The following is a 15,033-nucleotide window of genomic DNA, read 5'->3' as shown; positions in this document are numbered from 1 at the left end:
GGCCTGCTCGAATAACTCCAGCGGCGTCAGATGGGCGGCGACTTGGGTAGCACTCATGGCGGTTCCTTGTTAGTTAATTTTAAAGACGATGTTCCCGACCGACTACGTCAACCAGGTCTACGCCCGCATCAACCGCAACGCAGACTACCCGCGCGAAGCGAAGATGCGCCGCCAGCAGGGCAAAGTCGGCTACCGCCTGACGCTCAATCCTGATGGTTCGCTGGTGTCTTTTGATATTCAGTCGTCCGGCGTGGAAGCGTTGGACGAAGCGGCACGCGACGCCATACGCCGCGCCGCGCCTTTCCCGCGCCTGCCCGACCTGGGCGGCAGCAGCTATCTGCTGGCCGGGAACATCGTCTTTAAAATTAACTAACAAGGAACCGCCATGAGTGCTACCCAAGTCGCCGCCCATCTGACGCCGCTGGAGTTATTCGAGCAGGCCGACGTGATCGTCAAATCCATCCTCGTGCTGCTGACGCTTGCCTCGCTGGTCAGCTGGGGCGTCATCATCGACAAGCTGATTCGCTTCGCCAGGCTGCGTCGCAACGCCATCAACTGGACTGCGGCAGTGGCCGGACAGCGCTCGCTCGGCCGGCTGGCGCAGGAGCTGAAGCAGCACGCGCAAGATCCGTTCGCCCGCATCTATCACGCGATTGTCGACGAATGGCAGATCACGCACCGCCAGCACCTGCATCAGACCGAGTCTGGCCGTGACAGCCTGAAAGAGCGCATCAACCGCGTCGGCCAGATCTCCAGCAATGTGGAAGTGGAGCAGTTGCAGCGGGGCTTGTCGGTGCTGGCCACCGTCGGTTCGGTGGCGCCGTTCGTCGGCCTGTTCGGCACCGTGTGGGGCATCATGAACGCCTTCCAGGGCATCGCCGCCAGTAATAACACCAGCCTGACCGTGGTGGCGCCGGGCATCGCGGAAGCCTTGTTCGCCACGGCGCTCGGCCTGGTGGCGGCGATTCCCGCAGTGGTGGCCTACAACCGCGCATCCGGCGATTTGAATAACTATGCCGGCCGCTTATCGACGCTGGTCGGGCTGGTGGAGGTGCAGCTCTCGCGCCAGCTGGAAGCAGGGGAGTCACAGGTTGAAAACGTCGATGTTGCGCCAGCCAAGGCGGATCACGCGGGCCGCAATGTGACGTCGCTGTCGGCGCAGGGAGCCTGATATGGGGGTGCGTCTCTCTTCCGGTCCTGCCACGCGTCCGACGCCGGTTAGCGATATTAACGTGACGCCGCTGGTGGATGTGATGCTGGTGCTGCTGATCGTCTTCATGGTCGCAGCGCCGATGATGACCGCCGGCGTCAAGGTCGATTTGCCGACATCGAACGCCAAGCCGCTGCAGGAACCGAAGCCGCCGATCGTCGTCAGCATCAACGCCGAAGGCACGGTCTACGTCAACCAGACCGCCGCCACGCCGGAGACGCTGCTGCCGCTGATGGCGCAGGAGGCCGATGGCGACAAGGAGCGCCGCATTCACCTGCGCGGCGACCAGGCGCTGGCCTATGGCCGCATCGTCAAGACCATGGGCGCCCTGAATGATGCCGGTTACGCCCGCATCGCGCTGGTGTCGGAACAGCCCTCGCAATAACTCACTGATTAAAGGTTGGAAGATGGATTCGATGATTTCGAAGGGCGGCGCTCGTCGTCAATTTCTGAAAAAAGGCGCAGCCATGGCCGTATTAGTGGACGGCTGGAGCAACGCCACCCGCGCCGCAGCGGCGCAACTGCGCGATACCACGCTGCGCATCGGCACCTACAAGGGCGGCGACAGCTACTACTTCACCGAAGCCGGAGTGGCGGACATCCCGTACAAGACCGCCGTGGCGGAATTCTCGGGCGGGAACCTGATTGTGGAAGCCATGTCTTCCGGGACACTGGATTTCGGCGGCATGAGTGAGATTCCGCCGATCTTCGCGGCGGCTAGCGCGGCGCCACTGAAGGTGATCGCGGTGCTGCGCGGCGACGTGAATAACCAGGTTGTGCTGGTGCCGAAGAATTCGACCATTAGCGATCCGTCGCAGTTCAAGGGCAAGCGGATTGGCTACGTGCGCTCCACTACCTCGCATTACTTCCTGCTCCAGCTGCTGAAGGAGAACGGCCTGACGATCAAGGACATCCAGCCGGTGGCGCTGCCGCCACCGGACGGACTGGCCGCGTTCAAGAGCGGCCAGCTGGATGCCTGGATCATCTACGGGCTGGTGGTGGAATTTGCCAAGAGCCAGGGCGCGCGCGTGCTGCGCACGGCGAAGGGCTACTTGTCCGGTAACTATGTCATCAGCGCGTCAACGCAGGCGATTGCCGATCCGGCCAAGTTCCAGGCGGTGGGCGACTACCTGCAACGGGTATCTAAAGTCTACGACTGGATCAACAACAATCCGGAAAAGTGGGCCGCCAAAAGCGGCCAGATCGCGGGCGTGCCGGCGCAGTTCTTCCTGAATCAGGTGAAGAACCGCAGCGAACCATTCAAATTGATCGCGGTGGACGATGCGGCCATCAAATCACAACAAAAAGTCGCGGATGTATTTGCCGACGCGGGCCTGCTGGGCCGGCGCGTCGACGTGCGTCCGATCTGGGATCACAGTTTCGCTAAATATTTGACCTGATAATAAGAGAGGAAGAAAAGGCATGCAGCATTATTCCAAGAAGATCGCATTGACGCCATTGAGCCTGGCGCTGATGGCCATCGGTATCCCAGCGCTGGCGCAGACCAGCGTGGGCCAGGTGCAGGACGTGGTGGTGACCACCGGCGTGCGCGGCGAAGCCCGTACCGTGGCGGACAGCCCGGCGCCGATTGACGTGATCAGCGGCGAACAATTGATCCACACCGGTCGCGCGGAACTGGCCGAGGCGCTGGCGCGCCTGCTGCCGTCCTTTAACTTCGGCACCAACCAGGCGGGCGTGAACTCGGTGGTGCGGCCGGTGAGCAATCGCGGCCTGGGGCCGGCCTACACGCTGGTGCTGGTCAACGGCAAGCGCCGTCACAACAGCGCGCTGCTGACCAACGGCGGCGGTGACACCAGCGGCGTGAACGCCATCGACCTCGATACCATTCCGCTCAGCGCCATCGATCATATCGAGGTGCTGAAGGACAGCGCGGCGGCCCAATACGGCTCGGATGCGGTGGCGGGCGTGGTCAACGTCATTCTCAAAACGGGTAATCATGGCGGCGAAATCTCGGCAAGCTATGGCAAGCTGAAAGAGGGCGACGGCGACCTGTCGAGCAAGAAGATTGAAGGCGACGCTGGTTTCGCGTTGGGCGACGATGGCTTCCTGCATATTGCCGCGGCGGCGCGCAAGCGTGGGCAAGCCTGGTATAACTTCCCGTCGACGAATCTGGTGGCTTATTCGCCGGCCTCCAATCCCAAGAACGCGACCTGGAACCGCGACGGCGCGCATAACGGCGATCCGGGCATCGAGGCTTACGATCTGGCTTTTAATGCGGAGAAGCCGTACAACGCCGATATCACGCTATACGCTTTCGGCACGGCCGGCACGCGCAACACGGTGGCGGGGAATAACTTCCGCCGTCCGAACGGGCTGGCGACCATCGCGCAGATTTTCCCGGACGGGTACTTCGCGATCAATAACATGAGCGCCTTCGATTACCAGCTGAACGTCGGCGCGCGCGGCAAGACATCGGGATGGAACTGGGATATCAGCTCCGGCTACGGCAAGAACCGCGCCCGCCAGTACAGCAACCTGACGCTGAATCCTTCGCTGGGCCCAACCTCGCCGACCAGTTTCGACAACCTGGCCACCTATCAGTTCGAGCAGTGGACCACCAACGAAGACTTTACGCGCGCGTTGGATATCGGCTGGAGCAAGCCGCTGCAATGGTCGTGGGGTCTGGAACAGCGCGTTGAGCGCTTCTCGACTTTTGCCGGCGATCCGCTGGGCTATATCAATGGCGGCTATGTCTTCAAAACCGGGGACCAGGATGGCAATCCTAACGTCGGCAAGCCGGCGGCGGTGGGTGCACAGGCTGGCGTGGCGTTGTCGCCTGCGGATGCCACCAGTATCCGCCGCACGGTGCTGGCGGTGTACAACGACCTTGGCTTTTATCCGGTCGCGGACTGGTTTGTCGATGGCGCGGTGCGCTTTGAACATTACAACGACAGTGCCGGCAACACGGCCAGCGGCAAGATCAATAGCCGTTACGATTTTTCGCCGAAGGTAGCGGTACGGGGAACGGTGGGCAGCGGCTTCCGCGCACCTTCGCTGACGCAGACCGGCTATTCGCAGACCGATAACCGCACCAACATCAATCCGGTGACCGGTGTGGTGGAGCCGAGTTTGTCCAAGCTGCTACGCAACGATTCCGAGCTGGCGCACAAGTTTGGCGCGCGCGATCTGGACCCGGAAAAGTCGGTCAACTTTGGCCTGGGGCTGGTGCTCAAGCCTGCGGATAACATCAATGTGACGCTGGACGGCTATCAGGTCAAGGTGAAGGACCGCATCGTCCGCACTGGTTACATGTTTGGTCCGGCGTTTGCGCCGACACTGATTGCGGCGGGGCTGACCGGTACCGAGTGGGTACAGTATTTCGCCAATGCGGTTGATACGCGCACGCGTGGCGCGGATCTGGTGGCTGACATTACCAGTGATTACGGCACGTATGGGCTGGTGCGCTGGGGCGGGGCGCTGAACTGGAACAAGACCACGGTCACGCGCATTAATGCTACGCCGTCGCAGATTACGGCGCTCGGTGCGAATACGGGCGGTAGTTCGGTGTGGTTCGGCTATTCGGCGGGTGGCGGCATTGGCGATTTGAGTGCGACACCCAAGACCAAGCTGATATTGTCGGCGCGCTGGTTCCTCGGCGATTTTGAGGCCAATGCGCAGACGACGCGCTATGACTCCTATACGTGGCAGACCACCGCCAATCGCGCGCAGGATTACCACTTCGGCGCCAAGTGGCTGACGGATCTGGATTTGAGCTATGCGGTGACCAAGAAGGTCAAGCTGGTGGTTGGCGCGGCCAATGTGTTTAATACCAAGCCTGACAAGAATGGTCCGGGTGATGCCAACTCCGGCGGCAATAGCTTTGTGTACGGCCCTGCGCCGTTTGCGCCGAGCGGTGCGTACTACTACGGCAAGGTGACCTATGCCTTCTGATCCGGATGTGATCCGTCGCCGGCTGCTGGCGATGCTCCCGGCGGGAGCGTTGCTGAGTGCTTGTGGCAAGGCCGGACCGGCAGCGGGCAGTGCGGCGGTCGATCTGTCCAAGGTCACGCTGGTGCTGGGCGATCAGGTCCGCCTGTTGCAGACCAAGGCCGAAGCGGCTGGCGTGCTGAAAGATGTGCCGTACAAAATCCAGTGGGCCAGCTTCCAGGGGGCGGCGCCGTTGTTTGAGGCGGTGGTCTCCGGCGACGTCGATACCGCCATGGCGGCCGACACGCCGGCCCTGGCAGCGGCCGCCGGCGGCGCGCGCGTCAAGGTGGTGGCGGCCAGCGTCTCCTCGCCGGTCAGCGTCGCCATCCTGGTACCGCCGGATTCGCCGATCAAGACCGTGGCCGACCTCAAAGGCCGCAACGTCATCGTCTCTTCCGCGCGCGGCAGCGTGGCGCACTTCCTGTTGTTTGGTGCGCTGCGCGAAGCGGGCCTCAAGCCGCAGGACGTCACTACCGGTTTCCTCCTGCCGAGCGACGCCGCCGTCGCTTTCTCCAGCGGGAAGATCGAGGCATGGGCCACCTTCGGCACCTACCAGGCGGCCGCCGAGCTACGCGGCGCGCGGGTGCTGCGCAATGGCGTTGGCATCAACTCCGGCATCGGCGTCATTGCCGCTTCGGATGCAGCGCTGGCCGATCCCGGCAAGCGCGCCGCACTGGCGGACGTGCTGCAACGGCTGGCGCAATCGAACGTCTGGGCCAACGCCCACCCCAATGAGTACGTCGAAGTATTCCAGCGTTTGACAGGCTTGCCGCCCGACGTGGCCAAGCTGGCCGTCAGCCGCGACAAGCCTCAACTGCGCGCGGTGGACAGCGAAATCGTCCGCCAGTTGCAGGAAGTCGCAGACACCTTCTACGAAGCCAAATTATTCCCGCGCCGGGTAGACGCGAGCAAGCTGGTGGACCCCAGCCTGTTCCATCCCGCCTGACCCTACATACAAGGAGCATCACCATGAGCACTCGACAACTGAAACTCGGCTTCATCCTGCACGGCGTTGGTCCCGGCTGGGGCGACTGGCGGCATCCGGACGCCGACCCTACCGCCAGCACCAACATCGACTTCTACCTGCGCCAGGCCAAACTGGCGGAGCAGGCCAGGTTCGACTTCCTGTTCGTGGCGGACAGCGTGCACATTACCGAAAAATCCAGCCCGCACTACCTGAACCGCTTCGAACCGCTGACCATCCTGTCGGCGCTGGCCACCGCCACCCAGAACATCGGCCTGGTGGGCACGCTCACCGTCAGCTACAGCGAACCGTACACCGTGGCGCGCCAGTTCGCGTCGCTGGACCATATCAGCAAAGGCCGCGCCGGCTGGAACGTGGTCACGTCCTGGTTGTCCGGCAGCGCCGACAACTACGGCAAACCGACGCACCCACCACATGAAGTCCGCTACCGCATCGCCGCCGAACATCTGGAAACCGTACAGGGCCTGTGGGACTCGTGGGAAGACGATGCCCTCACGCGCGACAAAGCCGGCGGCCAGTTCTTCGACCCGTCCAAGCTGCACACGCTCAACCACAAGGGCGAATTCTTCTCGGTGCGCGGCCCGCTCAACATCAGCCGCTCGCCGCAAGGACAGCCGGTGATCTTCCAGGCCGGCGCCTCGGAAGACGGCCGCAATTTCTCGGCCCGCTATGCAGACGCCTTCTTCACCGAGAACTCGTCGTTTGAAGCTTCGCAAGCGTACTACGCCGACATCAAGCGCCGTGCCGCCGCCTTTGGCCGCGCGCCGGAACGCCTGAACGTGCTGCCAGCGCTGCGCGCCATCGTCGGCCGCAACGAGGAAGAGGTCGAGCGTCTGTTCCAGGAAGCGGTAAGCCTGATCCGCGTGGAAGACGCGCTGGTGGCTCTGGCCCGTTCCTTCAACGAACATGACCTGACGCAGTACCCGCTGGACGGCCCGTTCCCGGACATCGGCCACCACGGCGCCGAAAGCAACCGCAGCTCGTCCGAGCGCATCATCCGCACCGCGCGCGAAGAAAACCTGACGCTGCGCGAGACAGCACTGCGCTACGCCAGCCCGCGCCGTGAATTCGTCGGCACCGGCGTGCAAGTGGCGGCCGCCATCCAGCGCTGGTTTGAAAATGGCGCAGCCGACGGCTTCATTTTGTTTGAATCGCTGCCGCGCCAGCTGGACGCTTTCGTCAGCGAAGTCGTGCCGATCCTGCAACAGCGCGGCCTGTTCCGCCGGGAGTACGAGCACCATACCTTACGTGGTAATCTGGGCCTGGACGTGCCGGAAAACCGCAACACCGCCGCACGCCGCCAGGCTGCGTAAGGAGGAAGCAAGATGAGCGAAGTATTACAATCCGATCTGTCGCCGCGACTGCGGCATTTCGTCAGTCAGCTGGAAGCCGTGATCGGCCAGGATGAAGCACAGCTTGTCGAGCAAGGCTCGGCCGCACTGCGCGAGCTGATTGCCCATGACGACTGGTTGCCGCCGGAAGCCGCTGCGCCGCATCCGCAGTTCTATCGGCAGTACCTGCTGTACCGCGATCCGGCCGCGCGTTTTTCGGTGGTGAGCTTTGTTTGGGGACCGGGCCAGTCAACACCGATACACGACCACACCGTATGGGGCTTGATTGGCCTGCTGCGCGGCGCCGAGATTTCGCACGACTTCCGCCGCAACGCGGACGGCACGCTGGAGCGCCACGGCGAGCCGCAGCGGCTGGAAGCCGGCACCGTGGTTGCGGTGTCGCCGACCCTGGGCGATATCCATCAGGTCTACAACGCCTACAGCGACCGCGTGTCGGTCGGCATCCACGTGTACGGCGCGGATATCGGCGAGGTGGATCGCCATGTGTTCACGCTGGATGGCCAGGTCAAGCCATTCCGCTCCGGCTATACGCCGCAGATTCCGCTTCGCAGTTACGAGCAGGTGAGGGCGGAGCTGCTGGCTGGCCGCGAGATCGCGCTGCTGGACGTGCGCGAAGAAGACCCGCACGCGCAAGAGCATCCGCTGTTCGCCGCCAACTTCCCATACGGCCGCATCGAAGTCGACGCCTATACCAAGCTGCCGCGCCGCGATGCGCCGATTGTGGTGCTGGACGATGGTGAAGGCCTGGCGCTGCCGTCGGCGCTGCGGCTACACCAGCTAGGCTACACCAATGTGGCGCTGCTGGATGGCGGCATCGCAGGCTGGCGCGCCGCCGGCGGTGAACTTTTCCGCGATGTGAATGTGCCGAGCAAATCCTTCGGCGAACTGGTGGAGCATGAGCGGCACACGCCATCGCTGTCAGCGCCCGAAGTGAAAGCGCTGATCGACAATGGCGAGAACATCGTCATCCTCGACGCGCGCCGCTACGACGAATACCAGACCATGAGTATCCCAGGCAGCATCAGCGTACCTGGCGCGGAGCTGGCCTTGCGCGCGCGCGAGCTGGCGCCCGATCCGTCCACCCGCATCATCGTCAATTGCGCCGGACGCACGCGCAGCATCATCGGCACGCAGTCGTTGATTAATGCCGGCGTGCCGAATCCGGTGTCTGCGCTGCGCAATGGCACCATCGGCTGGACGCTGGCGCAGCAGCAGCTGGAACACGGCCAGTCCCGTAGCTATCCGCCTGCGGCGGAAGCCAACCGGCAGACGGCGGCGCAAGACGCGCGCGCGCTGGCCGATCGCGCCGGCGTGCCGCGACTGGATCGCGCGCAGCTAGCGGCACTGCATGCGGACCGCGCGCGCACCAACTACTTCTTCGACGTGCGCAGTCCCGGCGAATACGGCGATGGCAGGCTGCCGCACTTCCGCAACGCGCCGGGCGGGCAGCTGGTGCAGGAAACCGAACAATTCGCGCCGGTGCGCGGCGCACGCATCGTGCTGGCCGATAGCGACGGCGTGCGCGCCAACCTCACCGCGCACTGGCTCAAGCAGATGAACAACGACGTGTATGTGGTCGATGGCTTGCAGCCGGCTGACTTCAGCGTCGCCGGCGCGTGGAAGGATGAGCTGCCACCGCATCCGGCGGTGGAAGAAATCAGCGTCGAGACCCTGGCCGAGTGGCTGGATACTGCGCCGCAGCAGGTAGCGGTACTGGACTTCACCTCTGGCGTCAACTACCAGAAGCGACATATTCCCGGCGCCTGGTTCGCGTTACGCTCTCAATTGGCTGCGGCGCTGGCGCAACTGCCGGAGGGTGTGCAGCGCTACGTGCTCACTTGTGGCAGCAGCCTGCTGGCACGCTATGTCGGCGCGGACCTGAAAGCGCTGACCAAGCTGCCGGTGCTGGTGCTGACTGGCGGTACGGCCGCGTGGCTGGCCGCCGGCAAGCCGGTGGAGTCGGGCGTCACGCGTCTGGCGTCGCCGCTGATTGACCGTTATCGCCGTCCTTACGAAGGGACTGACAACCGCGCGGACGCCATGCAGGCCTACCTCGATTGGGAGTTTGGCCTGGTGGCGCAATTGGGCAAGGACGGTACGCATGGCTTTAAAGTAATCTGAGTTCTAATTGTTTCATTGCAATTTTAGTTGCAATGCAGCATAATTTTCTCATGATACTTGTTTAATCAGCTTGGGAAAATGGCAATGACGATTACGAAGCGCTTGATACTCACCTTGTCGCTGGCTTTGGCGGCGCTGATTTTTGTCGGCGTCGCCGGCCTGACGCAACTGTCCAAGGCGCAGCAGCGGCTGGACATGGTGCAGACCCGTTTGATCCCCAGCATCGCCAGCCTGAATATGGCCAAGGGCTATATGGCGGACACGCGCCTGGCCGGCTATCGGCTGTCGGTGTTCTCCAACCTGGCCGACAAGAGCGCGCTGGATAAAGCCTACAACGACGCCCACGCCAAGTTTGACGAGGTGATGGCGAACTACGAAAAAGAACGCATCTTCGACGACACCGACCGCAAGATGCTGGATGCCGACAAGGCGGCGATGGCGACTTATCGCCGGGCGCTGGTGCCGTTCCTGAATGGCGCCCACGCCGGCGACCTCGATGCGGTGCGCGCCACGCTGCAAGCCGGCACGCCGCTGGCCACGTCGGCCGGCGCGCTGAAAAAAGCCTTCGACGACCATATCGCTTACAACAACAAGCTGAGTGATGATGTGCGCGCCGAGAGTGTGGCGGCGTACGACTTCGCTTTCCGCCTGCTGGTGACGGTGATTGTGCTGGCGGTGATTGTGACCGGCGTGCTGGCATGGCAGCTGTACACCACCATTCGCAGCAGCCTGGCCTCGATTCGCGGCACGCTGGAAGATGTGAGCCAGTCGCTGGACCTGACCAAACAAATCCGCGTCGAGCGCATGGACGAAATCGGCCATACGGCGGTGGCGTTCAACAAGCTGCTGGAGCAGATTGCGGGCGTGATCGACACGGTGCGCGCATCGACCAGTGCAGTCGGCGCGGCGTCGCAGCAGATTGCATCGGGCACCGGCGACCTGTCGCAGCGTACTTCGTCGCAAGCGGCGGCGCTGGAAGAGACGGCGGCCAGCATGGAGCAGCTGACGTCCACCGTTGGCCAGAATGCGGACAACGCGCGTCAGGCGAACCAGCTGGCGCGGTCGGCGTCCGAAGTGGCGACGCAGGGCGGCGCGGTGGTCGAGCAGGTGGTGGTGACCATGGGCTCCATCAACGAATCGTCGCGCAAGATCGTGGATATTATTTCGGTGATTGACGGTATCGCCTTCCAGACCAATATCCTGGCGCTGAATGCGGCAGTGGAAGCGGCGCGCGCCGGTGAACAGGGTCGTGGCTTTGCGGTCGTCGCCACCGAAGTGCGCAATCTGGCGCAGCGCTCGGCGGCGGCGGCCAAGGAGATCAAGGCGCTGATCGATGATTCGGTCGAGAAGGTCGGCTCGGGCACCAAGCTGGTGGAGCAGGCAGGATCGACGATGCATGAAGTGGTGGCTAGCATCAAGCAGGTGACCGACATCGTCGGCGAAATCAGCGCCGCCACGCAGGAGCAGAACGACGGCATCTCGCAAGTGCACCGCGCGGTGACGGAGATGGACCAGACCACGCAGCAGAATGCCGCGCTGGTCGAACAGACCGCTGCCGCAGCCGCCACGCTGCGCGATCAGGCGGACAAGCTGGAAGAGGTGGTGAGTGCGTTCCGCATCAGCAGTGCATATGCGCCACCGGCCGCACGGACTGTCGCCACGGTGACGTCGCTGGCGAAAGCGCCGCGCGCCAAGCCAGCGCCCAAGCCGGCACCGCAAAAATTGAAAGCTGCCGCTGCGTCGAGCAACGAGTGGGAAGAATTCTAAGCAAACGCTTTTCGGAGTAAAGGCGTGACGACAGGGCCAAGTTTTTCTTGGCCCTTTTTTTTGCCATATCGACAATCTCCTGATAAAGTCGATGCACTCCCCAATCAAGTGGAATATGCGTAATTATCATGAACGAATTCAGGTTCAATATTTTTGGTGCGTTCATCGCAGTGACGGGCGTTGAAGGGGCTTGGCAAGCTTTTTACCTGGGAGCCGACGGCAAGCGCCGGCCGGCAGACTTCGTCGTGCCGGGAGATGTTGCCGAGAGTGAGCTGTGTGAATATTTGGCGGACCTGTACCACGAGAACGCTACGCCTCGTAATTCCAGGGCTGTGCAGTTAACGCAAGGCCCGCTTTCGGCCAAATAGCAGTCACTGGCGTTATTGACCTGATTTGAATATGCCGACTTACGTTAAACGACACTGGGCTGAGCTTGGAGGCGATGAGCATAACGCTTGGGGAACCTCTTGGTGGTACTTCGAAGTTGATGATAATGGCGGTGTACTTCGTCAGGTTGAGCTGTACGATTCGGGTGTTCGCCTATGTTATGGTGAACAGCATATAGAGGATGAGTTCGGTAGATTGAGCCAAACTCCGCTTGATTTATCTGAGTCCGGATACACTGCAATTTCGTCACAAGATTTCGAGGCAGCTTGGAGCCTCTCGTAGCTATGCCGCGACCAGCCAAATGCAGGCCCGTTGAAATATGCCCTACTCTGGAAAAATTGTTTTGCTTTCGAAATCTGGATATCGTTCAGAGCGGGACGATGGGTTTCTGCGTGAATTGCTGCAGGACCGTATTGAACTCTTCTGCGTACTCGGTCAAGACGCCGATAAATGGGAGGATGCTCTGGACTGGATTAGCATTGATGAGGATGGGAATGGACAGCATCTCATCATTACCACCTGCCATCGGAACGAATCGCTAGAAGAGGTGATCGCGTTTGCGCAAATGTTTAAAACGGGCCACGAACATGCGGTTCAGCTGGTAGAGCGATGATGCCGCAGCCCGCCATTAGCGGACGGCGTCCAAAGTAGTCGGCATACGGCCAATAGTGGTCACTGGTTGTCCAACGAGATGATGAATCAATACCTATGGCAAAAATCACTGTCAAAGATTATCGAACGGGGCATTACCCGAATTACATGTCGTACATTGACGACGAACAACTCCAACGATATCAAAGCTCAAAGGGACTGCTGCCATACAAGGTTTGTTTAGTGGATGTTTGTGGCTTTCGTTTTACCTTTCATAGTGTCATGCAAATTGAACTTTGCCATGACTATTTTGCGCAAAAGATTCGCATGAGTGGACGCTTGCCTGTTTACCGTGAAAATTTGGGTGGAGACCATTACGAAACACAGCGCTGGTTCGAGAAGTTGCCAGCTCGTCTTTCACATCATTCAAAGCGACCAAAGATCCTGGCAGCGCTTGAGAGGGTTATTCACGACTTCAAAGCGCACCCTGGTGCCATAACAGGGACCAAAAAGCCTTCGCTTATGGGCTGGTTCTGACTTTGGCCACATCCGGGCATGCAAATTTGAGAGGGGTACGATGCACGTCACTACTATGTTAAGTATCGTCGGGTCGACTGTTGCGATGGCTGGTTTTGCTTGGCAAAAGCAATGGCTGCCGTCGTTGATTTTTGCTTTTTCGCTGAGTTATACAGTCTTCGATAAGGTATTTCCAACCCTCTTACCTGAGTATTTTGTTACTGGGTTGTCCGTCGTATCTCTAGCCTTGGCTGTAATATTTTGCTGGCAGATTTTTTCACGCAAAAGAGTCATCTAACGGCCGCCAGAAGACACTGGTGTTATCGAGCTGATCAGAGAGAGCGGATTGCGGCAGAGATAGCTTTTGCCACTCGCCGTTTTTGAACCTTTGTGGTCGATCAAATCGGTATATGGATAGGGTTGCTTATTTTGCAGATCGCTTACGGCGTGGCATACGGGATAGATGCTCTTGAAGCGCTAAATGGCATCAAGTGGTGGGACATTTGCATAGCATGTTACGTTCTCTACTACGTATGTTTTGAGGTGGTTTCCGGCAGAACGCTTGGAAAGGTCGTGACCGGCACATTAGTTATCGTGTTTAAGGTTCTATATGACAAACAGTACCGAGAAGGCACACGGCTGGCTAGAACTCTTGAAGCAGCAAGCCCTGCCAAATTACGGCGATTTTATTCAACAGTTAGCCTTTGGTGAAGTGACGGACTTATGTCAATGCGGATGTAATGGCTTTGATTTTTTTGTGCCGGATCCGACGCGCAGTTTTTAGCGTCATCATTTTGCAAGACGAAACTTGCCGTTGACGATGTTGCCGGATTCGGTGACGCCGTTCAGCTTGCGGATAATGCGGCCGGGGATATCGGGATCGGCTTAGAAGAAGGGCACGTCTGGCGGCTGAGGAAAATCGATGCCGGGTTTCAGCATGCGCCGCAGCGCGCTAGCGAGCTGCCGTCTAATGCCTCATACAGCGAGGCAGCCAGTGCCATGGCTTGTGCTGATAAGCCATTCTTGCAGGCAGCGTCACGGTGATGCGGGTGCCATTCCCGGCGATGCTGCGAAGCGATAACTGCGCGCCAATCTTCGCCGCCCGCTCATGCATACCGCGCAGTCCCCAGCGGCCGGCTCGTCCTTGCGCGGCAATAACGGCGTTGGGGATGCCGGGCCCGACATCGGTGATCGACAGGCTGAAATGCCGGCGGCCATAGCGTAGCTCGATGTCGATTGCCCGATACGCGTGGCGATAGCTGTTGATCAGCGCTTCGCGTCCGATCGCACTCAGCTCTTCCTCCACGATCAAATGCAGCTCCCGCGCCGAACCGATGACTTGAATCCGGGGCGGCTCTTTTAAATGTTCATCTGCGAACTGGTCCGCGGTTCCGCTCAACACGGCTTCCAACGCCGTGGCATGCAAGCCGTGGATGCGCAGGTTCTGCACGCGGTCACGTCCTTCTTCCAGCGATGAGATGGCTTGACTGACGATGGCCTGGATTTCGTCGCGCAGCGCCTTCTTTTCCGTCGGTAGACCGAGCGCGACGGCCTGCACTTTGAGGATCAGGCCTTGCACCGATTGCAGCAGGGTGTCATGCAGCTCACGGGCGATGCGATGCCGCTCGTCCAGGCGTTCCTCCAGTCGGCTTTGCGCCTGGGCGGCGGCCTGGCACGATCGCCTCCGGTACCACCACCACAGCGACAATCCCACCAGCCCCGCCAGCAGGATGCGGAACCACAGCGTTTGCACCACGGTCTCGGGGGTGTCGAGCTTTTGCGCGGCGCCATATTCTTTCCAGTCGCCGTCTTCGTTCGCTGCCAGCACCTGGAAACGGTAGCTCCCGGGTGGCAATTCAACGCTGATTTCCACCGGCGCGGTGCGTTCTTGCGGTGCGACGACCAACGTCCCCGGCTCCGCGCTGCTGGAGGCAAAAATTGTCCCCATCAGTAAGGCGAAAAGCAGACTTCGGCTTTTCTGGTGGGCGGCGAATGACTGGGACTTGAGCATCGTATTGGGGGAATAGGCGCGCCTTGCGGAAACGAAGTAAGCGTACTGAAGGGATTATACGAAGCGCTGCCTGCGCGGAGAGGCCAAACAAGCGACGAAAAAGGACATTGACCGCCTCCGCATCGAATTTGGCGACCTCTTTTAT

13 protein-coding genes are annotated in these 15,033 nt (G+C 60.8%); 12 read left to right on the top strand and 1 reads right to left on the bottom strand.

All coding sequences use genetic code 11. The annotated features are described in order from the left end of the window. The first annotated feature begins 88 nt into the window (after nucleotides 1–88). The 12 genes from GTP69_RS10760 (at nucleotide 89) to GTP69_RS10705 (ending at nucleotide 12,898) form a co-directional block, all read left to right on the top strand. Nucleotides 89–373 carry a TonB family protein gene (locus GTP69_RS10760; RefSeq protein ID WP_161054884.1) on the top strand — a complete coding sequence of 95 codons (285 nt, stop codon included), beginning with the start codon at nucleotides 89–91 and terminating at the stop codon, nucleotides 371–373. 12 nt (nucleotides 374–385) lie between these two features. Further along, the gene (locus GTP69_RS10755; protein WP_161054883.1) at nucleotides 386–1,171 is read left to right on the top strand and encodes a MotA/TolQ/ExbB proton channel family protein; all 786 of its coding nucleotides are present in this window, start codon (nucleotides 386–388) and stop codon (nucleotides 1,169–1,171) included. A 1-nt stretch (nucleotide 1,172) separates the two neighbouring features. Continuing rightward, on the top strand, nucleotides 1,173–1,595 hold the full coding sequence (locus GTP69_RS10750; protein ID WP_161054882.1) for an ExbD/TolR family protein: 423 nt from the start codon (nucleotides 1,173–1,175) through the stop codon (nucleotides 1,593–1,595). A gap of 82 nt (nucleotides 1,596–1,677) precedes the next feature. Beyond that, entirely contained in the window at nucleotides 1,678–2,610 is a 933-nt protein-coding gene (locus tag GTP69_RS10745; protein WP_229260890.1) for an ABC transporter substrate-binding protein, read from the top strand. A 22-nt stretch (nucleotides 2,611–2,632) separates the two neighbouring features. Further along, complete coding sequence (locus tag GTP69_RS10740) at nucleotides 2,633–5,122, top strand: TonB-dependent receptor plug domain-containing protein (RefSeq protein ID WP_161054880.1); 2,490 nt, start codon at nucleotides 2,633–2,635, stop codon at nucleotides 5,120–5,122. Next, nucleotides 5,112–6,104 carry an ABC transporter substrate-binding protein gene (locus GTP69_RS10735; RefSeq protein WP_161054879.1) on the top strand — a complete coding sequence of 331 codons (993 nt, stop codon included), beginning with the start codon at nucleotides 5,112–5,114 and terminating at the stop codon, nucleotides 6,102–6,104. The genes GTP69_RS10740 and GTP69_RS10735 overlap by 11 nt, the downstream gene beginning before the upstream one ends. 23 nt (nucleotides 6,105–6,127) lie before the next feature. Beyond that, the gene (locus GTP69_RS10730) at nucleotides 6,128–7,456 is read left to right on the top strand and encodes an LLM class flavin-dependent oxidoreductase (protein WP_161054878.1); all 1,329 of its coding nucleotides are present in this window, start codon (nucleotides 6,128–6,130) and stop codon (nucleotides 7,454–7,456) included. 576 nt (nucleotides 7,457–8,032) lie between these two features. Further along, nucleotides 8,033–9,616, top strand: a complete 1,584-nt coding sequence (locus GTP69_RS10725) for a rhodanese-related sulfurtransferase (RefSeq protein WP_371867891.1) — start codon at nucleotides 8,033–8,035, stop codon at nucleotides 9,614–9,616. Nucleotides 9,617–9,700: 84 nt separating this feature from the next. Beyond that, entirely contained in the window at nucleotides 9,701–11,383 is a 1,683-nt protein-coding gene (locus tag GTP69_RS10720; RefSeq protein ID WP_161054876.1) for a methyl-accepting chemotaxis protein, read from the top strand. A 128-nt stretch (nucleotides 11,384–11,511) separates the two neighbouring features. Continuing rightward, entirely contained in the window at nucleotides 11,512–11,751 is a 240-nt protein-coding gene (locus tag GTP69_RS10715; RefSeq protein WP_161054875.1) for a DUF7661 family protein, read from the top strand. A gap of 338 nt (nucleotides 11,752–12,089) precedes the next feature. Beyond that, nucleotides 12,090–12,383 carry a DUF7684 family protein gene (locus GTP69_RS10710; RefSeq protein WP_161054874.1) on the top strand — a complete coding sequence of 98 codons (294 nt, stop codon included), beginning with the start codon at nucleotides 12,090–12,092 and terminating at the stop codon, nucleotides 12,381–12,383. Between the two features lie 95 nt (nucleotides 12,384–12,478). After that, nucleotides 12,479–12,898: a hypothetical protein gene (locus GTP69_RS10705; RefSeq protein ID WP_161054873.1), complete on the top strand. Its 420-nt coding sequence runs from the start codon at nucleotides 12,479–12,481 to the stop codon at nucleotides 12,896–12,898. Between the two features lie 946 nt (nucleotides 12,899–13,844). Here the strand turns inward: GTP69_RS10705 and GTP69_RS10700 are convergent. After that, entirely contained in the window at nucleotides 13,845–14,888 is a 1,044-nt protein-coding gene (locus tag GTP69_RS10700) for an ATP-binding protein (protein WP_161054872.1), read from the bottom strand. Nucleotides 14,889–15,033 lie beyond the last annotated feature (145 nt).

This window comes from Duganella levis (assembly GCF_009857605.1).
GTDB classification, from domain to species: domain Bacteria; phylum Pseudomonadota; class Gammaproteobacteria; order Burkholderiales; family Burkholderiaceae_D; genus Rugamonas; species Rugamonas levis.
This window is presented reverse-complemented; position numbering and strand designations above follow the sequence as displayed.

Coding starts and splice junctions, on each gene's coding strand:
- GTP69_RS10760 (WP_161054884.1), top strand. CDS start 89: ATGTTCCCGACCGACTACGTCAACCAGGTCTACGCCCGCATCAACCGC.
- GTP69_RS10755 (WP_161054883.1), top strand. CDS start 386: ATGAGTGCTACCCAAGTCGCCGCCCATCTGACGCCGCTGGAGTTATTC.
- GTP69_RS10750 (WP_161054882.1), top strand. CDS start 1,173: ATGGGGGTGCGTCTCTCTTCCGGTCCTGCCACGCGTCCGACGCCGGTT.
- GTP69_RS10745 (WP_229260890.1), top strand. CDS start 1,678: ATGGCCGTATTAGTGGACGGCTGGAGCAACGCCACCCGCGCCGCAGCG.
- GTP69_RS10740 (WP_161054880.1), top strand. CDS start 2,633: ATGCAGCATTATTCCAAGAAGATCGCATTGACGCCATTGAGCCTGGCG.
- GTP69_RS10735 (WP_161054879.1), top strand. CDS start 5,112: ATGCCTTCTGATCCGGATGTGATCCGTCGCCGGCTGCTGGCGATGCTC.
- GTP69_RS10730 (WP_161054878.1), top strand. CDS start 6,128: ATGAGCACTCGACAACTGAAACTCGGCTTCATCCTGCACGGCGTTGGT.
- GTP69_RS10720 (WP_161054876.1), top strand. CDS start 9,701: ATGACGATTACGAAGCGCTTGATACTCACCTTGTCGCTGGCTTTGGCG.
- GTP69_RS10715 (WP_161054875.1), top strand. CDS start 11,512: ATGAACGAATTCAGGTTCAATATTTTTGGTGCGTTCATCGCAGTGACG.
- GTP69_RS10710 (WP_161054874.1), top strand. CDS start 12,090: ATGCCCTACTCTGGAAAAATTGTTTTGCTTTCGAAATCTGGATATCGT.
- GTP69_RS10705 (WP_161054873.1), top strand. CDS start 12,479: ATGGCAAAAATCACTGTCAAAGATTATCGAACGGGGCATTACCCGAAT.
- GTP69_RS10700 (WP_161054872.1), bottom strand. CDS start 14,888: ATGCTCAAGTCCCAGTCATTCGCCGCCCACCAGAAAAGCCGAAGTCTG.